Raw genomic sequence first — 21,334 nt, 5'->3', positions numbered from 1 at the left:
TATTTTCCACACCTCTCAAATGTTCCTCCCTATAATCAGAGAGAAGAATAATTTAAAGTTTGCTGGCACGGGTTGGAACAGCAGCACTTAAAGTATTATTTAGAAATAAACGCCAATTTGAGCCAGGAGCGAATCAGCCGCCTTCCCTGTTCCTACCGTATTCGCATTCATTACACCTGAAGGTGCCGCACCATTGGCAAATTGATTCTTTTTATAATCAATATCATGCCGATATTCGAGACTTTCTACGGTATCTTTCCATAAAGAAATATTAAAGACACCACTGATACGCTGTGCAGGCAAATTTAATGCAAGCGCCTCTTTTGACCATTGATACCCTACCGCCAGCGAGGCAGGCTTTTCAAACGCCATAAAAGTAACGCCAGCTTCCAATTGTGCAGCCTGAGGTCGGGCACCTCTGCCATTAAAGCTTAAATCTTGCGAACGGAATGTTTGCGCAGCACCGACCCATTCTGCCGTCAAATTATAACGATCAAAGCTCACATTGCCATGAACTCCAATACCAGGAATCTTGCGAACAGCCTCATTACCATTAGTCATAGAAGAAAACCCGCCAAACGTCGTTCCAGGGATTGAACCGGTAAACTGCATGCCGTTTGAGTCGTCCAAGGAACTGATAATACTGGCACCAATTTCACCAGTCATATCACCTCGGCCAAAAATATAGCCTAAATTAAAACCTCCAGCACCAGAGCTGCCCAACGTGGTATCACTCTTGAATGCGTATGCTGCAGCAAAAGGACCCGTTTCACTTTGCGACTTATATCCTAATATGAATGGCCTAGCCCGTGTTCGGGCAAGTTGCATGGTCAGTGGAGAACTAACCATGGCAGAAGAAAATCGACCAAAAGGAACATACAATTGCCCCGCAGTAAAGTAATAAGGGGATTCATCCAAATTCCCGATATTAACAAATCCCATGTTCAGGAAAAAAGATGAGTTGGCCACGCGCTGCCCTCCTGCTTGTGGCGGAGAATCATCGTAAGCAATAGACATATAGCCTTCTACTTTTTCATTTAAAGCAGCAGCAACATCCAGCTCACTGGATCCCAAATTCAAATCACCGGTTGTATTACCAAAAAAAGTATTCCCGAGTGTACCAACCGGCTCAACTTTGCCGCTTAATGCAATAATGGGCATTTGTGGCACAGGATAACCAATGCGTTGATAAGCACGATATAATCGCCGGCGTTGTTGCATTAATCTTATATCACGGTTAATACTGGAAATATTTACAATATAATCAGACCCATCAAAAGCCGGACGACTTCCCAAGTAAGGCGAGCTAACGACTGGCGTGCCGGCGATGTAAGTCACAACCTGTTCATCGGCTATTAAGGCGGTAGGATAAAACCCCAATGATTCTGGATGTGCATCCAAAGCATGAACACTCACAGTGCTGCTATGAAAGGGCTTCGCTGCCTCATGGGAAGAACGTTGCGATGACTTGGATTTTTCAGCAGAGAAACCGCGCTTTGCCGTCGGTTGCGAGTTATGAGAAACCGCTTTTGTTGTCGTTGATCTTTTTTTAGCAGACGTTTGGGTGATAAGCTGCTTCTGCAGTTGTTCTAATTGTACTTGCAATTCACGGGTTTGTTGTTGCAACCGCTGCACTTCACGCTGTAGCTGTTCATTATCCGTAGAGGCATTGAGAGAAAAAGAGCAAGCTGCCATGGCCACAATAAGTGCTTTGTGTTTCATACACGGAACTCCTGTTTATTTTTTTTACTTCAGGTGCGATTATAACGCGGAGTATAAACACTGGCCAGCAATAAATAGCACGTGGATAAGACATGAAGATTCATAAAGCGCATGAGAAAAAATGGAATAGGATAGGAGAGGTATTTAGCACAATAAAAAACCCACCGTTATGGTGGGTTTTTTTAGTCGCTTTGCTATGAATTAGACAACGCTGCCAACCCATTTCAAACCGATGTAAGGACCTTGCAAGCCAAAGTCAGAATCTTCATCACTCAGACCAAAGTGTGTGTATTGTTGAGCGTGGAAGTAGTTAACCCACATGTAACCAACATCCAGACTCAGATCACCTTGGGCCATAGCATAGGTGTATTTAGCACCTAATTTAGCTTCTAACTCAGGAACGATTGCGGTACGGCTTCCGCTTGATGACCATGGCAAAGTACCAACACCACCAAGAGTAGCTGTTCCTGAACGGTTAAACTTGCTTGTACCGGTCAACAGTGCTGTAGCACCATTGGCGTAAATAGCCAAGCCATTACCTACGTCATAAGACAAGTCAGCACCAACACGAGGTCCAAAGCCGTTGAATTTTACTTCATCAGAAGCATTGGCTGATGCAGGTACTGAACCATCAGTAACTCCAGGAACATCTACAGTACCTGAAGCATTGTGGGTCAGTTCGGTTTTGATACGAACGAATTGAACGCCACCATGGAAGCGAATATTTTTCACTTGACCAAAATCAACATGCTGACCAAGTTCCAAGTTGACTGCATCCCAACGTGGGCGGAAAGAGTTGGTGTAGGTATCGGTAACATCTACAACATCTGGTATATCAAAACCAGCGTTGAATGTTCTGGTTCTGGTCTTGCTAGCCAAGTGATACCAGTTCAAGTTCAGATCGTTACCTGTGTTGAAGTGATAAGAACCTTCCAGCTTGAAACCCCAGCTCCACTCAGGATCACGATCAACATGACGGCTTTGGTTGCCAACAGCATTGCTTACGCTGCCTGTCCATGCCAAAGGGCCTGTGTAAATTGGTTGAAGGTATAAAGCTTGAACGCCAATGTCCCATGCTGTATTTTCGCAAGGAACAGTCACACTGCCTGGTGTGCAGACAGGGCCCATGGTACCAGCAAACACTGCGCTGCTACCAAAAGCAAGAACAGCTACGGCTGTTTTTTTCAGATTCAACATACTTTTCTCCACTTTTTTATTATTAATTTCCGTTTTTTCGTCAAGCCACAACTTTGTATTGACTACAGTACGCCATCATCGCTCTAATCCGAAAACGTACTTGGGACGATTATCCAGCCTCAAATTCCCATTGTCAACAGCAATACCAAAAATTCTATATTATTTTTAAAATCATTTGCCTGTTATTTTTACAAGACACCCACTTATTAGCCCAAGTGCTTTTCTAATAACAAATGCCCATGAACAAATTCTGCAGCAAGAATCTGCTGCAGAATAAACATCGCCTTTTATACATATCCCATGTATTTAACACCAATATAGGGCCCATGCAGACCAAAATCACTGTCTCCGCCAACCAATCCGCTAGACGTTAGGAAGCTTTGCGCATCAAAATAATTTTGCCACAAGTAGCCAACATCCAGCGTCAAATCTCCCTGCGCTAAAGCACAAGTATATTTTGCACCAAGCTTGGCTTCAAGTTCAGGCACAAGCACTGTACTGGAACCATTGGAACTTCCAACCGCATCTACTATCCCTAGAGTCGTCGTATTAAATTTACTGTCGCCAATCAATATGGCACCGGCCGCATTCGCATACACCGCAAAGCCATTTTTCCAGTCATAAGACAGATCAGTACCCACACGTGGACCAAACCCATTGTATTTCGTGCGCACTCTTTCTGTTGGTGCGAAGCCTGTGATGTTATCGTAATAATCATTGCTGATACGAGCATATTGTACGCCACCGTGGAAGCGAATGTTTTTAAACTCACCAAAATCCACGTGTTGACCAAACTCAAGATTAACCGCATCCCATTTTGGCTTAAGTTCTGTGCTCAAACTCACAGGAGCGTCTGCCGTACCTACTAAAAATGTATGATTGGTTGTTTTACTGTAGTGGTACCAATTGAGGGTGATGTCGTTGCCCGTATTAAAATGGTAAGACCCCTCTAATTTAAATCCCCAGCCCCAGTCTGGATCTAAATCACGCCAATTGGTAACGTCCGCTGTATTGGTAAAATTGGTTAGATAAGCATCCCCTTTGTAAGACGGTTTAAGATACAATGCCTGAACACCAAAATCCCAACCCGAGCGATCACAAGGTACTGTCACACTGCCAGGCGTACAAACAGGTCCCATTGTGCCAGCAAATACGGCACTACTGCCAAAGGCAAGAACAGCAAGGGCTGTTTTCTTTATATGAATCATCCTAAATCTCCGCTAGATTATTATTTTTCCTTGCAAGTGTATAGATGCCTTTGGTTTCAGCTGCTACCTACTTAGCATTAATATAAATGCAAATGATTACAGTCAAACGAAAGAATAATCCACACACCCATGATTTACCCACATTTGGGATTCTCGTGCCCTGACTTGAAAGGGCGTGAACATCGATTATTTATGGATGCATGCGAAATGTCAATTTGTTCGTAGAATTTATTAATGCTATTAAATTTCCAACAAGCCTGGCAGTAAAACATGCTATGCTACCTATATTTTTAACGACTGGAGCTTTTTTATCGTGCGTACGTTATCCATTTCCCGTCCCGACGACTGGCATGTCCATTTTCGCGATAATGAAGCCTTGCCGCATACAGTCTTAGCTACGGCAACGCATTTTGGCCGTGCCTTAGTGATGCCTAATTTAAAACCTGCCCTCACCTCGCTAAAAGAACTCATTGCTTATCGGGAGCGCATTTTCTCCGTACTTACCCATCATTCCTTTATTCCTTACATGACCTTTTATCTCAATGAAACCGTAAGAGGAGGAGAGCTACAGCAAATTAAAAAACATCATCCCTACGTGTTGGGTGCAAAACTTTATCCTGCAGGCGCAACCACCAATTCAGAAGAAGGTGTTTCTTCACTAAAAGCGTTATATCCACTTCTGGAATTAATGCAGGCCGAAGACATCGTCTTACAAATTCATGGAGAGGTAACTTATGATGATATTTATCAAAGAGAGCGCTTGTTTATCGAAAAAAATCTTGGCCCCCTGATGCGGGATTTCCCTAAATTACGCATTGTCCTGGAACATATTTCTACACGCGCTGCCGTTGAATTTGTAACTCAGGCACCTCCAACGATTGCCGCCACCATCACCCCTCATCATCTGATGTTTAATCGTAATCATTTATTGGCCGGCGGTCTTAAACCTCACTATTATTGCTTGCCAGTATTAAAACACGAACAAGATCAAAAGGCCGTACAACAAGCGGCCGTGAGTGGCAACAGAAAATTCTTTGCAGGAACGGATAGCGCCCCGCATGCGAAAGGAAATAAAGAAAGTGCCTGCGGCTGTGCTGGTATTTATTCAGCACCGTTTGCCGTTGCCATGTATGCCCAAGTATTTTCAGATTTGAATAAGCTGGAAAAACTCGATGCATTTTTAGGACGATTTGGCGCAGAATTTTATCATCTTCCAGTGAATCAAGCACGCATTGAACTCAAAGAACAATCACAAATCATTCCGGCAGTGTTGCCATTTGGCCAAGAAGAAGTCGTTCCTGTAGCCGCAGGAACGGTACTGCAATGGAGTATTCATGAATCCGCCTGATCTTATTACAAAAAAACAAATAAAAGATCGTTTTAGGGGATTTCTCCCTATTGTCGTTGATGTGGAAACAACAGGCGTTGATCCGCAAAAAAATGCGCTTCTTGAAATGTGTATCGTTCTTTTGGATGTCGACAACCAAGGCCGTTTAATCTGGACAGATACCTTTTTCGAGCATATTTTGCCCTTCGATGGTGCCGAACTGGATGCAGAATCACTTGCATTCACCGGCATTGATCCCTATCAACCTCTACGCTTTGCGGTAGATGAAACAATTGCACTGCAACGATTGTTTGTGCCCATTCAGAACGCTTTAAATCGAAGCCGCTGTCAACGAGCAGTGCTGGTTGGCCATAACGCATGGTTTGACCTATTGTTTATTAAGGAAGCCACCAAACGCACTAAGCTTAAATCACCTTTTCACGCCTTCACTTGTTTTGATACTGCAACACTTGCCGGACTTGTTTACGGACAAACAGTACTGGCCAAAGCAGCAAAATCGGCAGGAATTTCTTTTGATATTAACGAAGCTCATTCAGCTATTTATGATGCACAGAAAACCGCTGAATTATTTTGTACTATTGTAAATTCCTGGGAAGTAATGAATTCATCAGGAAAGGTTCCCAAAATTTAAGGTTTAATGTTCACTTGCAAAGGACTTTGTTGCGCAATGACATTAACACCGCCTAATGTCATTAGGAGAATCTTAGAACCTGTCTTCAGAGTCAGACTGAGGCTAAAAGCCTTGATTTTAGAGCACCGTAGCGCAGCATACATAGTAGTATGTGAGCAATGGAGCGCAGAAAATCGAGGCTTTTAGCCCTGCGTAGCTAGACTATTAAAACAGGTTCTTAAAGAGAACCAGAATGTTCGGAAAGATATTCAGCAACGCCTTGGGGAGACGCTTTCATACCAGGTTTTCCTTTTTCCCAGCCTGCTGGACAAACTTCACCATTGGTTTCAAAAAACTGCACAGCATCGATGATCCGCAATAATTCATCGATGTTACGACCAATAGGCAGATCATTCACAACTTGTGAGCGTATAACACCATTTTTATCAATGACAAAAGCACCGCGAAATGCCACGCCAGCTACAGGATGCTCAACACCATACGATTGACAAATACTGTGAGTCACATCCGCTGCCATCGTGTATTTTACCGGTCCAATCCCACCATCTTTTACCGCCGTATTACGATAAGCATTATGCGTAAATTGAGAATCAATCGACACTGCAACGACTTCTACTTCACGAGCCGTGAATTCATCCATACGACGATCCAAAGCGATAAGCTCTGAAGGACACACAAACGTAAAATCAAGAGGATAAAAAAAGACCAATCCATATTTATCCTTTAAGGCATTATGTAGGTTATACTTTTCAACAATTTCACCTGATCCTAAGATTGCGGGAACGGTAAAATCAGGTGCTTTACGACCGACTAAAACACTCATGCTTCCTCTCCGTATTTATGTGGTTAAAGCCAGCTCCAATGGAGCTGCCAGTATGTGTTTTTGAAAATGATACTTAACTAGGGGGTGTCCTCAATCTATTCTGCAGTAGCGGCTTCACGTAATAGCGCTTCCAACTCACCTTGCTCATACATTTCAGCGATGATGTCAGAACCACCAATTAATTCGCCCTTAACATACAATTGTGGGAAAGTCGGCCAATCAGCATACTGCGGCAACGTTTGTCGAATATCAGGATTGGCAAGCACATCAACGTAAGCAAAATCTACGCCACAAGCATCAATGCATTGGGCCGCACGTGCTGAAAAACCGCACTGTGGCATTTTTGGACTGCCTTTCATGTATAATAGTATTGTATTTTCGGCAATTTGCTTTTTAATTTTATCTATCGTGTCCACTACACACCTGTCTGTTAGTAAAACATTAATACATCGTAATTATGGCGAAAATCAAAACATATCGCAACTCTTCTATTCGTCAACCGCACTTCAGCATTGAAACTCATTTTTATCCTGCTACACTTACCATTCAGTGAAATACAGGAGAATAACATGACGTTTACCTTGCCCCCCTTACCTTATGCCAAGAATGCTTTAGCGCCTCATATTTCTGAAGAAACGCTGGAATATCATTATGGCAAGCATCATCAAACGTACGTAAACAATTTAAACAAACTGATAGAAAATACCGAGTTTGCCACAATGAGCTTGGAAAATATTATAAAAAAATCTTCCGGTGGTCTGTTTAATAATGCAGCTCAAGTATGGAATCATACCTTTTACTGGCATTGCATGACGCCAAATGGCGGGGGAGAACCTTCAGGTAAATTAGCAGATGCCATTAATAAAGCATTTGGGTCATTTGATAAATTTAGAGAACAATTTACCAATACGGCAGCCACGACCTTTGGTTCCGGATGGGCATGGTTAGTCCAAGACAACGATGGTCATTTAAAAATTATTAACACCGGTAATGCCGGCACCCCCATGACAGATGGTTTAAATGCCATTTTGACTTGTGATGTCTGGGAACATGCTTATTACATTGACTATCGTAATGCCCGACCAGAGTATATTAGTGCTTTTTGGAAATTGGTTAATTGGGAATTTGCAGCAACCAATTTACAATAATTCAACAGAAAAATTCGTCACCGTTCTATTTCGCGTCAGAAAAGAATGATAAGGAGCTTTTATGGCATTCGTTACCACTTACAATCCACTGCCAATATCATTCACACATGGAGAGGGCGTATGGTTATATGATGAACAAGGTATGGCGTACCTTGATGCATTCAGTGGCATTGCTGTTTGTGGTCTTGGTCATGCTCACCCGGATGTTACTCGTACCATCCAAGAGCAAGCAGCCAAGCTCCTGCATACTTCCAATATGGTGCAAATCAAAGAGCAACAGCTTCTTGCGGAAAAACTGACAACCATGTCCGGCATGGAGCAAGTTTTTTTTGGTAATTCCGGTGCAGAAGCCAACGAAGCCGCCATAAAACTCTCACGTTTGTATGGACATAAAAAAAACATTGAAACCCCCTCCATTATTGTCATGGAAGGGGCCTTTCATGGTCGGACTATGGCAACGTTAACCGCTTCAGGGAGTCGAAAAGTTCAGGCAGGATTTGAACCTCTAGTTCCCGGATTTATCAGAGCTCCATTTAATAATATTAATGCCATACATACCATCGCCGCAAACCGCGACGATATCGTTGCCATTATGTTGGAACCCATTCAGGGTGAGAGTGGTATTCATGTTGCCGATGAAATGTACCTACGTGAATTAGCCAAACTCTGCACTCATAAAGAATGGCTGCTTATCCTTGATGAAATCCAGACTGGTAATGGCCGCACAGGGAAATTATTTGCTTGTATGGATTTAGGAATTCAACCAGACATATTAACGACCGCCAAAGGGTTAGCAAATGGCCTTCCTATCAGTGCTTGCCTGATGAGTAAACACGCCTGCAATCTTTTTAAACCTGGTAATCACGGCTCAACATTTGGTGGAAGCCAATTGGCCTGCGCAACCGCATTAACAGTCTTGGAAGTAATTGAGCGCGATAAATTATGCGAAAAAACCACCCATAATAGCCTAATTCTTAAAGATAAGCTGATAAAAGCATTGGGAGAACATCCCAATGTGCGTGCTATCCGTGGCAAAGGCTACATGCTAGGTATCGAACTGGACAGGCCAGCCCTTGAGATAAGAAAAATAGGACTAGATCATGGTTTAATATTAAATGTCACAGCAGAAACCGTCATTCGACTTTTGCCGGCGTTAATTATCAATGAAGATGAAATCAACGAGTTGGTAACAAGACTGGTTAAAACCATTAACCAGTTTGTAAAGTAGCTGCTTGCCGTTGACGTATTACTTCATAAAGACATATGCCCGCGGCCACAGACACATTCAAGCTTGAGACCGACCCCAGCATAGGTAAAGAAAATAAAGAATCGCAATGCTCACGAGTTAAACGCCGTAATCCTTTTTCTTCAGCCCCCATAACCAAAGCGATTGGTCTTTTATGATCAAGGGAATAGAGTGAAGCCTTTGCTTCTCCTGCAGCACCATAAATCCACATTCCTAACTGCTTGAGGGCATCCATGGCTCTTGCCAGATTCGTTACACGCACAAGAGGTATTGATTCAGCAGCGCCGCAGGCAACTTTACTAACGACCGGGGTAACACGAGCGTTCTTATCTTTGGGAATAAGAATAAAATCCACCCCGGCACTATCAGCTGTACGTAAACAAGCCCCTAGATTATGTGGATCCGTCACACCATCTAAGATTAAAACAAGACAAGGAGATTTGCTGGATTCCACCAAATGCTCAATATCCCGCTCGCTGAATTCTGGTAATTTCTCAGCCTTGGCAACAATCCCTTGATGAACAAAATGTCTAAACTTCTGATTGATGGTCTGGGAAGCAAGATATTCAACAGGAACCGCTCGTTGGCGTGCAGTATGCAATAAATCCTGAATGCGGCTATCAACACGCTCCTGATTAAGGTACAGCTTTTTTATTCGTCGATGTGGATTAGCCAGCAAAGCAGCCACAGCATGAACACCATACACAAATTGCTCACTCATCATCCGACTCTTCTTCAACGGGTTCAAAGTCTATTTTACGTTCATCTAAATCAACCCTTGCCACCAACACGCTCATTTTATCCCCCAAACGATAAATTCGTCCTCCACGTTCGCCGACTAATCGATGCTTAATCGCATCGAATGCATAATAATCATTTTTTAGGGACGTCACATGCACTAAACCCTCTACATAGATGTCATCCAATTCAACAAAAATGCCAAAGCCAGTTACCGCCGAAATCCTACCACGGAAAACCTGGCCCAATTTATCTTGCATGTATTCACACTTAAGCCAAGCAACCACCTCGCGGGTTGCTTCATCTGCCCGCCGCTCCGTTGCCGAACAATGCTTTCCTAACCGACTCATATCCTCTTCACTATATTCAAATTTATCCACCGTTTTACTATCAATCAAATAGCCAACAGCACGGTGAATTAACAAATCAGGATAGCGTCGGATTGGAGAGGTGAAATGCGTATACGCGGAGTAGGCCAAGCCAAAATGACCGTCGTTGGATTCAATGTATTGTGCCTGCTTCAAAGATCGCAACATGACCGTTTCAATCAAATGTCTTTCCGGTTTTTCACGAACCAGCGTCAACGTCCGTTGAAAATCCTTAGGATGCGGCTTTTTCCCACCCCCTAATTGCAACCCCAATTCACCAAGAAATTGACGCAAGGCAATCACCTTATCTTCTTCGGGAGCAGCATGTACGCGATAGAGCGCAGGGATCTTTGCTTTTTGCAAAAATTTTGCGGTTGCCATATTGGCCGCAAGCATGCATTCCTCAATTAATCGGTGCGCATCATTCCGCATGATAGGAATAATGCGTTGAATTTTCCTGTGCTCATCAAACAGGATACGCGTCTCTGTCGTTTCAAAATCAATTGCACCACGGCTCCTGCGACTGGCATGCAAAATGCCATACAAGGTATATAGTGATTCAAGCATCGGCCACAATTGCATAAATGCTTCGTCAGTAAATCCCTGAGTAAGCCATTGATTTACCTGCGTATAAGTCAAACGAGCCTGGGAATGGATCACCGCCCTATAAAATCGCGAACGACTTATTTTCCCTGTTGGTGCGATTGCCATTTCAACTACCATACATAACCGATCAACACGAGGATTAAGCGAACAAATACCATTCGACAATGCTTCAGGCAACATGGGCACAACTTTTCCAGGGAAATAAACCGAGTTTCCCCGTCGAGCGGCCTCTTTATCTAACACCGAACCTACTTCTACATAGTGACTAACGTCTGCAATAGCTACATAAAGCTGGTATCCTCCCTTAGGTTTCGCATAGCAGTAAACTGCATCGTCAAAGTCCTTTGCATCCTCCCCATCAATCGTCACGAATGGCAAATGACGCAAATCTGTTCTTTTCAACCATTGGTCTTTATGAACTTGCATGGGAATGCGTGAAACGTCTGCAGTCACATCATCTGGCCACTCAGAAGGAATCCCATGCGCAAGAATAGCAATTTCAGTTTCCATTCCTGGAGCCATATGCTCGCCTAGAATATGGATAATTCGACCAACCGCTTGATTTCTCCGACTTGGATATGCAACCAGTTCAACCAATACGATCTGCCCATTTTTAGCACCGAGTGACATATCGAGCGGGATAGAGATATCTTGTGTTAGACGCTTACTATCTGGCACAACAAATCCTATGCCATGCTCGGAAAAAAATCGACCAACCACATTCGTATTCGCATGCTCAATCACTTCATGAATTTTGGCTTCTGGACGGCCGCGCCTATCCACACCAATTTGATAAGCAAGGACAACATCACCATGCATCACTGACCGCATTTCCTTAGCAGCCAATATCATATCTTCGTCACCTTGGTCGGGGATGAAAAAGCCGAAACCATCCGGATGACCTTGTACTGTGCCACGCAGGAGATTAATTCGCTGTAATAAACAATATCGCCCCCGACGGTCAAGCATCAATTGCCCATCACGCAGCATGGCACGCAAACGAAATCCAAGCGCTTCCTGCTTGCTCTCATCCTCCAGCTCCAATTTATTGATCAGCTGATTACGGGTCATGGGCCGACCAAAACCCTCAAATATATTTATAATTAATTCACGACTAGGAATAGGGTCCACATATTTTTCACTCTCCCGCTTTAAAAAAGGATCCGATTTATAATAGGGAGTTTTCGATTTTTTACTCACGGTTCACCATACCTTTCACCTATGAAATGCGGTATATCATTATCAATAAAGACCAAGTATTCTAATTTTACTGACCACCTTTATTGCCGTGGCTCCGGTAATTCAAATCCTCGACGTCCCAAATAGGCTGTTAAAGCAGATAAAGACATATCTTCGCCAGCCCAATACGTCGTTGCTTCACCTTGTGCGGGCATGGAGCCTCCAGGCCATTGGCAAACCGCCAGCACATCAGCACAAGCAACTTGTTGTTCATGACCTGGTTTTGACTCAATGCACGTCAATTCAAATGATTTGTTCTGCAAAGCAAGTGCCGACCAATTTCCTGCTTGTAAGCGACTACTCCAGCCAGCACTAGCATTTGGCTCAGACACAGGATGAGTCACCCAGAGGTCCATATTAGAAATATTATGAAGCATGATCAACACTGGGTTTGGTGCCGTCAGCATAACAGAGTCACCGTTGACTTTAATGGCTTTGCATCCTGCTGGTAAAATTTCTTCAGCCTGTGCAACCCACGACATCACCACGAAGACAATAAATAAACAATACCTCATAACGTCTTACTCCAAAAGCAATAAATATTCAATCACTCATCAAAAAATGGCTATATTTCTTCTTATACCGCATACAGCTTAGCATGAATAAAAGCTTGGCAATATTGTTTAAGTGATAACGCTTAAATAATTAGGAGGTTACATGACACGTACTACGCTGATTTTTTTAATTTTGCCAAAGACGACCCTTTTCCTCAAAAGGAACAACTAATAATCCGTGTCGGATTTACATATTTTATTTCAATAAAAATCATCATCTTGTTAAAATGATTTGCAAACTATGTCATGTATTAATTAATAGGAATGTTATGCACATTTTAAATTTAGTGCCGCAAATTACAACCATACAACAGAATTGCATTAACAAGTGGAAAAAAAATGACCTTCAATTAACTCAAGAAGGTTTTTTAAGACTTGTAGAAGAAAATCATGCTTTTAATTATCAACTTTGGCACGCAGAGGATCGCGCACGACGAGATGATATGGGGTTTGAATTTGTTTATCGTGCCAAACGAGAGATTGATCACTGCAATCAACAACGTAACAATCGCATGGAAGCAATCGATGAATGGTTATTTAATCAATTACAACCATCTCCACCAGTAAGTTGTCCTGTACACTCCGAAACACCAGGAATGATGATCGACCGATTATCCATCCTGACCTTAAAAGCCTATCATATGGCGCTTCAAACAAAACGCATGGATGTAGAAAAAACACACCGACAAGCCTGTTTAACTAAATTAGCCGTCATTAAAGAGCAGAAACTGCAATTACAAACTTGTTTAACAGAGTTTTTTACAGAAATCATTAATAAAACAAGAACATTTAGAGTTTATCATCAGTTTAAAATGTATAATGACCCTACATTAAATCCGGAGCTATACCAGAATAAGGCCTAGGAGTAGGCTGAGGAAGTTTGGCTAAATCATTTGTACTGGCTGGGCGAGGAAGAGAGGGGGGGTGAAAGAAACGAGGCCATCGGCCAGAAGGAGACATCGGAGGGGTTGAGGCGGGACGTTCAAGAGGAGGTGGAGGAGCAACCCGCATCGACTCATCACGATTTCCAGTCCGCCTCTCTCCTGGAAATTCTAGGTCAGAGTCCCTAGCCTCCATGGGAGACGGTTGTAAAGGCTCCTCTTTCCCAACGTTCTTTTTCAATGGCGGTGTAGTGCGACCACCAATGTCTGGGCGACCGAATCCGCGAGCATGAGCTCTAAGCGCCAATGCGACTGAATACACAGTGGCACTTACAACCGTTAGGCCCAACATCAGTGAGCTCTCGTGATAGTGTCCTTGCTCATCAGCTTCTTGCCAAGCGTTTAAAGTATAATCTACGGATTTCTGTCCTTTAGATACCCCAGAGAAAAATGAACGAATGACTTCAAACCATTCTTGAAAGAAAAATTGGGGAGAGGGATCAACCACCATACCGCCCAAAATGGCTTCTTCCACCTCAATAGGCTGCAAGTCGCTTGCTTCTTTTTTATGTGCTTTAACCCGTTTTAATAATTCAGATAATTTTTCAGGTGGCTTCGGCTTGTTTTCCTGCACTTCCTGCTGACAGCGATGCATATAGGCCGTGTGCAATGAATGTGCTACAAATCCAATCAGGCACGCCAGTCCAGCAAATACTCCGACAATTAATAACGCAGGAGGAAAAGGAGCTAAAGATAAAGTACATATGGTAGCAACAGCAAACATAATGCTTGCAATAGCACCATAGGCAGCTAAACCATTTCTTAGTCCCTCAAGCATTGCCGACGTATACGATAAGGTTACCTGGGAATGTAAGAAGCCTCGTTTTTCCTCAAACTCCTTTATCTTACTTTCCAGAGCTTGGAACAGTTCCTTTTGATAACTTTGCAAATCCTCATCTAAAGGAGCAAGACGCGGGTCAGACATTTTCTGCAAACGGCCAAATAATACCTCCAACTCTTTACCGCAGATAGCCAGTTCAATCTTAGCCTGACTTGCCACTAATTTGCGCTGATAATCATATTCCTCATAAACGCGAGTAATAATACAAGTCAATGTAAAAACGACGCAAAAAATAGACATTGCTATAAAAACCGGTGGTGCTAACGCGGTTAATCCCAGCACGCCCATGTAAAGATACATGCCGTCTATTATTCCACTGTATGCTTGAGAAAGTAATCCTTTAAATTTTTCAGCGTCCGTCTGTCTGCCAATTCTTTTTCTAAATTCAGCACAGGCTTGTTCATCTGGATTGACCGTCGCCTGAATGTCTTCAAAGAGTTTTGCATTCTCCTTCATCATTGCTTTGCGGCGATCTTTCATCCGCCGGTACCAAATGCGGTTAAAAACTGAGAGGACACCAAGCCCTATGCCGAGGGGAAGAATCATGTAGTTCAGATCCTGGCCGGCAAAAACACTTGCTACCATCATCGTACTTCGGATCCCTTTGTAGGCGTTCTTTAACCCTTTCAAGGTATCGCGAAAATACGGCCAAAGCGTTGCAACGTAACGCTTAAATGCATTTTTATCGTTCTCATTAAAAACATTCGCGAGGAGGGAAAAACCAACTAACGTCACAGCTTCCGCAGCAGCGGCTGCTGCACCGCCTGGTGTCATCATCCAGTCATGCATTAAATCAGAAGAGTTGGCACCGCCATTGACACAAAGCAGATCAAAACCATATTTAATCATGCTATAAGAGAGACTTAGACCATCCAAAGCACCATATAGAGCGTAGATGTATCCTGCTTCATGTAATTTTTCAGCATACGAACGACTTCGAGCATTCGACCTCTTCAGAGGCATCGTAGTCTTGCCAGGACTATCCATTTCCCTTATAAATGTGGTCGACTCATGCACTTTCGTCATGTGGATCGTTGGAAGGGGCCAAGATGGTGCAAATTGTACCCTGTCATATACTAAATGACAAGTATACCTTCAAAATGATTTAAATTGTTACAAAAACATTTGGCCCATCGACAATTATATCACATGAGAATATTAAAAATAAAAAGTTTTTCCTGAAGTAAAAGCAAGGATAAGTTAACAAATTTGCTAAAAATAGCTTAAACATCGCCCTGGAATGAGCTTGAATACTGTGACCGGGAATACAAACCTGCTAGGATTATGGCCTGTTGAGTTTTCAATATTTTTTAGGAGGCCAAATGCGGTTGTCAGTACTTATTTTTTTTTTCTGGATATTGTTAATTGGGCACGTTATGGCGAGCAATGAAAAAATTGTTTATGGTTATATTGAAAAGGCCACTCTGGTTAGCGAAAATCTAACGCTATCGGCAAAACTTGATACTGGTGCAAAATCAGCGTCCTTAAATGCAACACACATCAGTAAAATCGACGTGGATGGGAAACCTTATTTAAGATTTTTTGTGCCAAGCAAGGAAGGAGATATACTATTCAAATGCGAGTATGCCGGCGATGTCCACATCAAAGCACGCACCGGTGAAAGACAAGCAGATCCACTGCTACGGCAAACCATTAAACGTCCAGTTGTATTAATGAAAATTAAAATTGCCAATAAGGAACGGGTCATTCGCGTCAATCTAACAAATCGTAAACACTTTACTTATCCTCTTTTGTTAGGTAGGGAAGCGATCATTGCATTCAATGGCATCATCGACCCTAGTTTGAAATACACGATAAAAGCCCAAAATATGGATGCAGAATGAATTTCAATAAACGCCATCTTTATGGATTGATTATTCTATTATTTTTAACAGGTATAAGTGTTTTTCTTTATCGTCATTTTGTACTTGACGTTCCATTGATGGAAACAGAAACCGTTAATAGTTGGATGGTTGAAGCTAATCTGCGTTTTGTTGCTGAAAAAAACAGGCCTGTTAAAGCAAGCTTTACTATTCCTTATATGCCTCTCAATTTCACCATTCTAGATGAATATTTTATCTCGCAAAATTATGGTGTCACGACCAATTTAAGTGGTTACAACCGGCGAGTTGTTTGGTCGCTTAGGCGTGGAAGCGGTCCTCAATCGCTTTATTATCGTGCCGTTCTACGCGAGACAGGAAGCATGGAAAGTCATTTGGCGAAACCAACCGCGACATTGCTCAAAACCGAATCATTACCTGAAAATCAGAAAACGGCCGTGGATACAATGATTGACAAGGCGAGACAATCCTCTGCCGATATTCAGACTTTTGCGCAAAGTGCCATAAAAGAACTCAACAAAAAAGATGGAAATGCGAAATTATTAGTTGGTAATGAATTCAATGATGAGAACATCACAGCGGCTGCAATTACCGTGTTAAATCAGGCTAAAATTTATGCTATGCCGGTGCAAGGACTCTTATTAAGTCATCAAAACAAGGCAGAGTTTATCCTGTACCTTGCTGTTTTTAATGAAAAAGACTGGATCTATATTAATCCTCGCACAGGAGAAGCGGGTTTGCCTAAGAATTTTCTTGTATGGCAATATGGTCATGAAACCATGTTTCAAGTTTCTGGCGGAAAAAAACCTCAGTTTACCGTCACGGTATCACTGACTCCAATAAATGCGCTTACTATCGCCAAAGCACGGGGATTACAAACTGAGTCTGAATTACTAAGATTCTCCTTACTGCAACTTCCGGTGAACGCCCAGGAAACCTATAAAATACTGCTTACAGTGCCGATTGGTGCTTTTATAATTCTTATTCTGCGTAATTTCATAGGATTAAGTACATTCGGTACCTTTATGCCCGTATTAATTGCTCTTGCTTTTCGTGAAACGCATGTCATCTGGGGGCTTACTTTATTTACTCTGATTGTTTCCTTTGGACTATTAGCGCGCTTTTACCTGGATCAGTTACGCCTGCTGCTTGTTCCACGACTAACCGCCATTTTAACCGTTGTAATTCTTATGATGCTCTTCATCAGCATATTAAGTCAAAATCTAGGATTTGATAGTGGCTTATCGGTAGCTCTCTTTCCCATGGTGATTCTGACCATGACCATTGAGCGCATGTGTATTATCTGGGATGAGCGCGGTGCCTATGAAGCAATCAAATCGGGGGTTGGCAGTATGATAGCGGCAGTTATCTGTTTCTGGGCCATGAATTATGCGCCTTTGCAATATCTTATTTTTGCCTTTCCCGAATTACTATTGTTATTACTGGCACTTGTCCTATGGTGTGGCCAATATCGTGGCTATAGAGTGTTTGAGCTATTTCGTTTTAAAGCACTGGCAGGACTAAAATAATGTGGAAACTTTATCGTCGCTTGCGTGAACGCGGTGTCTTAAGCATTAATCAGCGCAACAGCGACTTTGTATTGCGCTATAACCAGCGTAAATTTTATCCTTTAGTGGATGACAAACTAAAGACTAAACAATTAGCACTGCAAGCAAATATCTCCGTTCCTCCGCTTTATCAAGTTATTGAGACAGAACATCAAATCAAAACATTGGATAAATTACTAGAACCTTATTCAGATTTTGTTATTAAACCGGCGCGAGGCGCTGGTGGAGACGGAATCCTTGTTATCGTCAATCGCGTCCTTGGTCGTTATCGCCAAATTAATGGCAAATTACTAACCTCACAAGAGTTAAGTTATCACCTTTCATGCCTGCTTTCTGGCGCCTACAGTCTGGGAGGTCATCCGGACTACGCTATTATTGAACATCGTGTTATTGTTGATCCAGTTTTTGCTGAAGTCAGTTATGAAGGTGTTCCAGACATTCGAGTCATCACCTTATTAGGCTATCCTGCTATCGCCATGCTACGCTTGCCAACGCGTCAGTCAGGCGGAAAAGCAAATCTGCATCAAGGGGCAATTGGTACGGGCATTAACTTGGCTACCGGTATCACATTTGGTGGTGTATTTCATAATGACACTGTGGATTATCACCCGGACACATTAAACTCCATCAATAACATCCCTATTCCTCATTGGGATAAAATACTGAAAATTGCTGCCAGCGCTTACGAATTAACTGGCTTAGGTTATTTAGGTGTTGACATCGTTCTCGATAAAGAGCACGGTCCATTGATGTTGGAACTGAATGCACGGCCCGGCCTTAATATTCAAATAGCCAACCGCGAAGGCGCGCTTCATCGCTATCGCATGATTGAAGCACATGTTGCAACACTTAAAGAAAAAGAATCGGTTACCGCAAGAATTGCATTCAGCAAACAACAGTTTGCCGATTAATATTGATTCAACGTTGTCTGAATTGAATCTTCAGCACGATTGCCTCAATTCAAACTTCCTCCCTTTACAAAAGGGAGGAATGGTTGTTGATAATTATCCGCGTAAATCTCGAATGCGTTGGGCTTCTATGACCAGTCCTTTGAAATAATCATAAGACATATAAAAATCTCCTTTATCTCCTATGCCTTTCCCCCATGAATTGCGCAATGTTAATAAACCACGATGTTCACGACCATGCTCATCGATTGCAACGGCATTATCGTCATAACCAGTAATAATCATTTCATGGCCGGCAAACTCAACATCATCTTCAAGATCGCGAACGATTTCAGGGGTTAACACCCAAGTGTCGTTACCAGCATGATGTTTACCTACAGCGCCAACAACCCCTAAATGCAAATCAACCAACAGCACACCAAACGTCACACGTTCCCCATCATGCAACGCTGATTTAATATCATTTAAAATTCTGGAAGTGTCTGTCTCTCTTAAAACAGCTTGATAAATATCCAGCATTGGCGACCAGCCAAAGCCTTCTTGAGAGATGTTTTCACTGATTTGGTGATACTCTGGTAAAGACATTTCTGTATCAGGATCTGCTCCATAAGAAGGATAATCGGTGAAGCCACCACAACCATAAGATTTCTGTTGTGCCTTATTTACAACACCAAATATTTCCATCTGATGCAATACGATAGGTCCAAGAGAGCCACCCCAACCACTAGGACCATAGGCATTATTTTCAAAATAACGACCTAATTGCAACTGGCATAATTGACTGATGTAATCCCCTTTATCCAGAGCCGCATCAACCGCGGCAGTATTCGCAAATGTTGCACAAGTTCCATGGCTGCCTTGATCCAATACCGGCACATTATTCATTCCCAGCTGAACCTGTCTGGGTAATTTTGCTGAAAACATTAAGCCAGCATTTTTATTGGCTGCAAGCTTTGCTCGATTGCGAAAGGTCTGTTGTGCCTTATCGGATAACTGCAATTTTAATAAGGTAATCTGTTTTACGGCAGGCTGAATATCTGATTCGACTTGAAGTAAAGAACGACTGTGCTGACTGGGAAGTGAAACGGATTGTTTTACATTGCCAACAATCTCAATATCCTGAGCAAATACACTGCCACTAATACATAAAGCTAGAAAAGACAATCGGGATAACTTCATAAATGCCTCACGTTTTAAAAATCGATGAGGCGCAAGAATAGCAAATGTATTAAATTTGGTCAATCAAAAAACTTGTCCAGCAGCTTGCTCAATAAAAAATCTTTTTAGTGCCGGCATCGTATTACAGACATTTAACCCTAAACCACGCAAACGTTTGACAGGCGGTAAAGGATTTGCAAATAAAGCTTTTAGTGTCTCCATCATAACAATGATTTGCCATACACTATGCTTACGCTGGCGTTGATAAGCAGCTAACATCTTCTCAGACCACACCGATGAGCCGGCCTCATCGAGAATGTCAAGCCAAGCAGAGACATCCGCCAAACCTACATTAAGGCCAAGTCCTGCTAATGGATGAATGGTATGAGCAGCATCTCCCATTAACAACCAACGTACGCCATGATATTGTTTTGCATGACGCATGTGTAAAGGAAACTGACGGCGCTTGCTTATAATTTGACTCAGTCCCAATGTTGCAGCAAAGGCTTCAGTCAGTTTACGATTAAATTCATCATCTGTCATGGCGCTTAATAAAGCTGCCCGAGCAGGCGTCGTTGACCAAACAATAGAGCATTGGTAAGGATCATGTAAGGGCAAAAAGGCCAATGGTCCATCTGAATTAAACACTTGATATGCAGTCGCTTGATGAGGTTTTTCAACGCGCACAGTACCAACGACTGCATGCTGATGGTAAGGCCAATTCGTCATGGCAACTCCCAGCAACTGACGAGTTGCTGATGCAGCACCATCAGCAACGACTAACAGCTTGGCATGCCAGGTGCTAGCGCCACTGATTTGTACTTTTTCAGCATCCACCTTAATATTGCTGATGCAGCTTTGCGGGAATAATGTTATTCCCAGTTGCGACGCCCGTTGCAGTAATGCCTGTTTGATAATTGTTTCTTCAACAATAACCCCTAGCTGGTCGGCACCAACAATCCGCGCATCAAAATCAATATATGCGCCACTTCCTGCATCCCAAACATGCATATGACGATAGGGCGAAATACGTGACTCATTCATTTGCAGCCAAACATCAAGTGCCTGTAATAAAGATTGAGACGCCTGATTGATGGCATAGACTCGCGAATCAACAGGCATCTTATCCATCGTCAAAGAGCCTGTGTCAATCACCGCAACATGATAATTGCGTTGACTCATGGCAATGGCAGCGGTTAAGCCAACTACCCCGCCACCAATCACCACAACATCAAAAATCTCACGCATC

Annotated in this window: 19 protein-coding genes; 8 read left to right on the top strand and 11 right to left on the bottom strand. The window is 42.7% G+C overall.

Features of this window, described 5'->3' with window-relative positions; genetic code table 11:
• Positions 1-99: 99 nt before the first annotated feature.
• The 3 genes from E1O52_RS07750 to E1O52_RS07740 all read right to left on the bottom strand — a co-directional run bounded on the left by E1O52_RS07750 (position 100) and on the right by E1O52_RS07740 (position 4,127).
• On the bottom strand, positions 100-1,722 hold the full coding sequence (locus E1O52_RS07750; protein WP_133128139.1) for an LbtU family siderophore porin: 1,623 nt from the start codon (positions 1,720-1,722) through the stop codon (positions 100-102).
• Between the two features lie 201 nt (positions 1,723-1,923).
• Positions 1,924-2,919 (bottom strand): Lpg1974 family pore-forming outer membrane protein, encoded by a 996-nt coding sequence (locus E1O52_RS07745; protein ID WP_133128138.1) that lies wholly within the window; start codon positions 2,917-2,919, stop codon positions 1,924-1,926.
• A 287-nt stretch (positions 2,920-3,206) separates the two neighbouring features.
• Entirely contained in the window at positions 3,207-4,127 is a 921-nt protein-coding gene (locus E1O52_RS07740) for an Lpg1974 family pore-forming outer membrane protein (RefSeq protein ID WP_133128137.1), read from the bottom strand.
• Positions 4,128-4,440: 313 nt separating this feature from the next.
• On the opposite strand from E1O52_RS07740, the gene pyrC reads away from it, so the two are divergent.
• Together pyrC and rnt are read left to right on the top strand one after the other, a co-directional pair.
• Positions 4,441-5,475: a dihydroorotase gene (pyrC, locus tag E1O52_RS07735; protein ID WP_133128136.1), complete on the top strand. Its 1,035-nt coding sequence runs from the start codon at positions 4,441-4,443 to the stop codon at positions 5,473-5,475.
• Positions 5,462-6,106 carry a ribonuclease T gene (rnt, locus tag E1O52_RS07730; RefSeq protein WP_133128135.1) on the top strand — a complete coding sequence of 215 codons (645 nt, stop codon included), beginning with the start codon at positions 5,462-5,464 and terminating at the stop codon, positions 6,104-6,106. The genes pyrC and rnt overlap by 14 nt, the downstream gene beginning before the upstream one ends.
• A gap of 217 nt (positions 6,107-6,323) precedes the next feature.
• Here rnt and E1O52_RS07725 read toward each other — a convergent pair whose 3' ends face one another.
• Positions 6,324-6,929 (bottom strand): peroxiredoxin, encoded by a 606-nt coding sequence (locus E1O52_RS07725; protein ID WP_133128134.1) that lies wholly within the window; start codon positions 6,927-6,929, stop codon positions 6,324-6,326.
• Positions 6,930-7,024: 95 nt separating this feature from the next.
• Positions 7,025-7,345 (bottom strand): Grx4 family monothiol glutaredoxin, encoded by a 321-nt coding sequence (gene grxD / locus E1O52_RS07720; RefSeq protein WP_133128133.1) that lies wholly within the window; start codon positions 7,343-7,345, stop codon positions 7,025-7,027.
• Positions 7,346-7,498: 153 nt separating this feature from the next.
• On the opposite strand from grxD, the gene E1O52_RS07715 reads away from it, so the two are divergent.
• Both E1O52_RS07715 and E1O52_RS07710 read left to right on the top strand, forming a co-directional pair.
• Entirely contained in the window at positions 7,499-8,077 is a 579-nt protein-coding gene (locus tag E1O52_RS07715; RefSeq protein ID WP_133128132.1) for a superoxide dismutase, read from the top strand.
• Positions 8,078-8,138: 61 nt separating this feature from the next.
• Positions 8,139-9,305, top strand: a complete 1,167-nt coding sequence (locus E1O52_RS07710; RefSeq protein ID WP_133128131.1) for an aspartate aminotransferase family protein — start codon at positions 8,139-8,141, stop codon at positions 9,303-9,305.
• On the opposite strand, the gene rlmB is transcribed toward E1O52_RS07710, so the two are convergent.
• From rlmB to E1O52_RS07695, 3 genes are all read right to left on the bottom strand, one after another.
• Positions 9,286-10,044, bottom strand: a complete 759-nt coding sequence (rlmB, locus tag E1O52_RS07705; protein ID WP_165474744.1) for a 23S rRNA (guanosine(2251)-2'-O)-methyltransferase RlmB — start codon at positions 10,042-10,044, stop codon at positions 9,286-9,288. The two genes, E1O52_RS07710 and rlmB, sit on opposite strands and share 20 nt — an antisense overlap.
• Positions 10,037-12,235 carry a ribonuclease R gene (gene rnr / locus E1O52_RS07700; protein ID WP_133128129.1) on the bottom strand — a complete coding sequence of 733 codons (2,199 nt, stop codon included), beginning with the start codon at positions 12,233-12,235 and terminating at the stop codon, positions 10,037-10,039. Before rnr ends, rlmB begins: the two co-directional genes overlap by 8 nt.
• Positions 12,236-12,315: 80 nt before the next feature.
• Positions 12,316-12,789 carry a hypothetical protein gene (locus E1O52_RS07695; RefSeq protein ID WP_133128128.1) on the bottom strand — a complete coding sequence of 158 codons (474 nt, stop codon included), beginning with the start codon at positions 12,787-12,789 and terminating at the stop codon, positions 12,316-12,318.
• A 308-nt stretch (positions 12,790-13,097) separates the two neighbouring features.
• Between E1O52_RS07695 and E1O52_RS07690 the strand changes: the two genes are divergently transcribed.
• Positions 13,098-13,691 (top strand): DUF4254 domain-containing protein, encoded by a 594-nt coding sequence (locus tag E1O52_RS07690; RefSeq protein WP_133128127.1) that lies wholly within the window; start codon positions 13,098-13,100, stop codon positions 13,689-13,691.
• Here the strand turns inward: E1O52_RS07690 and E1O52_RS07685 are convergent.
• Positions 13,654-15,636, bottom strand: a complete 1,983-nt coding sequence (locus tag E1O52_RS07685) for a hypothetical protein (protein WP_133128126.1) — start codon at positions 15,634-15,636, stop codon at positions 13,654-13,656. The genes E1O52_RS07690 and E1O52_RS07685 overlap by 38 nt on opposite strands.
• Before the next feature lie 296 nt (positions 15,637-15,932).
• On the opposite strand from E1O52_RS07685, the gene E1O52_RS07680 reads away from it, so the two are divergent.
• Genes E1O52_RS07680 through E1O52_RS07670 form a run of 3 tightly spaced genes read left to right on the top strand, consistent with a single transcriptional unit; the run spans position 15,933 to position 18,930 of the window.
• Positions 15,933-16,454: an ATP-dependent zinc protease family protein gene (locus E1O52_RS07680; RefSeq protein WP_165474742.1), complete on the top strand. Its 522-nt coding sequence runs from the start codon at positions 15,933-15,935 to the stop codon at positions 16,452-16,454.
• Entirely contained in the window at positions 16,451-17,980 is a 1,530-nt protein-coding gene (locus tag E1O52_RS07675) for an inactive transglutaminase family protein (RefSeq protein WP_133128125.1), read from the top strand. The genes E1O52_RS07680 and E1O52_RS07675 overlap by 4 nt, the downstream gene beginning before the upstream one ends.
• Complete coding sequence (locus tag E1O52_RS07670) at positions 17,980-18,930, top strand: alpha-L-glutamate ligase-like protein (protein ID WP_133128124.1); 951 nt, start codon at positions 17,980-17,982, stop codon at positions 18,928-18,930. Before E1O52_RS07675 ends, E1O52_RS07670 begins: the two co-directional genes overlap by 1 nt.
• Positions 18,931-19,023: 93 nt before the next feature.
• Here the strand turns inward: E1O52_RS07670 and E1O52_RS07665 are convergent, their stop codons facing one another.
• Both E1O52_RS07665 and E1O52_RS07660 read right to left on the bottom strand, forming a co-directional pair.
• The gene (locus E1O52_RS07665) at positions 19,024-20,106 is read right to left on the bottom strand and encodes a C1 family peptidase (RefSeq protein WP_133128123.1); all 1,083 of its coding nucleotides are present in this window, start codon (positions 20,104-20,106) and stop codon (positions 19,024-19,026) included.
• 63 nt (positions 20,107-20,169) lie between these two features.
• On the bottom strand, positions 20,170-21,333 hold the full coding sequence (locus E1O52_RS07660) for an FAD-dependent monooxygenase (protein ID WP_133128122.1): 1,164 nt from the start codon (positions 21,331-21,333) through the stop codon (positions 20,170-20,172).
• Position 21,334: the final 1 nt, after the last annotated feature.

Origin of the sequence: Legionella nagasakiensis, from assembly GCF_900639915.1 — a bacterium.
Taxonomy (GTDB): Bacteria; Pseudomonadota; Gammaproteobacteria; order Legionellales; family Legionellaceae; genus Legionella_A; species Legionella_A nagasakiensis.
The sequence above is the reverse complement of the archived record's forward strand: the minus strand, read 5'-3'. Positions and strand labels throughout refer to the sequence as shown.

Coding starts and splice junctions, on each gene's coding strand:
- E1O52_RS07750 (WP_133128139.1), bottom strand. CDS start 1,722: ATGAAACACAAAGCACTTATTGTGGCCATGGCAGCTTGCTCTTTTTCT.
- E1O52_RS07745 (WP_133128138.1), bottom strand. CDS start 2,919: ATGTTGAATCTGAAAAAAACAGCCGTAGCTGTTCTTGCTTTTGGTAGC.
- E1O52_RS07740 (WP_133128137.1), bottom strand. CDS start 4,127: ATGATTCATATAAAGAAAACAGCCCTTGCTGTTCTTGCCTTTGGCAGT.
- rnt (WP_133128135.1), top strand. CDS start 5,462: ATGAATCCGCCTGATCTTATTACAAAAAAACAAATAAAAGATCGTTTT.
- E1O52_RS07725 (WP_133128134.1), bottom strand. CDS start 6,929: ATGAGTGTTTTAGTCGGTCGTAAAGCACCTGATTTTACCGTTCCCGCA.
- E1O52_RS07715 (WP_133128132.1), top strand. CDS start 7,499: ATGACGTTTACCTTGCCCCCCTTACCTTATGCCAAGAATGCTTTAGCG.
- E1O52_RS07710 (WP_133128131.1), top strand. CDS start 8,139: ATGGCATTCGTTACCACTTACAATCCACTGCCAATATCATTCACACAT.
- rlmB (WP_165474744.1), bottom strand. CDS start 10,044: ATGAGTGAGCAATTTGTGTATGGTGTTCATGCTGTGGCTGCTTTGCTG.
- E1O52_RS07695 (WP_133128128.1), bottom strand. CDS start 12,789: ATGAGGTATTGTTTATTTATTGTCTTCGTGGTGATGTCGTGGGTTGCA.
- E1O52_RS07690 (WP_133128127.1), top strand. CDS start 13,098: ATGCACATTTTAAATTTAGTGCCGCAAATTACAACCATACAACAGAAT.
- E1O52_RS07685 (WP_133128126.1), bottom strand. CDS start 15,636: ATGACGAAAGTGCATGAGTCGACCACATTTATAAGGGAAATGGATAGT.
- E1O52_RS07680 (WP_165474742.1), top strand. CDS start 15,933: ATGCGGTTGTCAGTACTTATTTTTTTTTTCTGGATATTGTTAATTGGG.
- E1O52_RS07675 (WP_133128125.1), top strand. CDS start 16,451: ATGAATTTCAATAAACGCCATCTTTATGGATTGATTATTCTATTATTT.
- E1O52_RS07670 (WP_133128124.1), top strand. CDS start 17,980: ATGTGGAAACTTTATCGTCGCTTGCGTGAACGCGGTGTCTTAAGCATT.
- E1O52_RS07665 (WP_133128123.1), bottom strand. CDS start 20,106: ATGAAGTTATCCCGATTGTCTTTTCTAGCTTTATGTATTAGTGGCAGT.
- E1O52_RS07660 (WP_133128122.1), bottom strand. CDS start 21,333: ATGCGTGAGATTTTTGATGTTGTGGTGATTGGTGGCGGGGTAGTTGGC.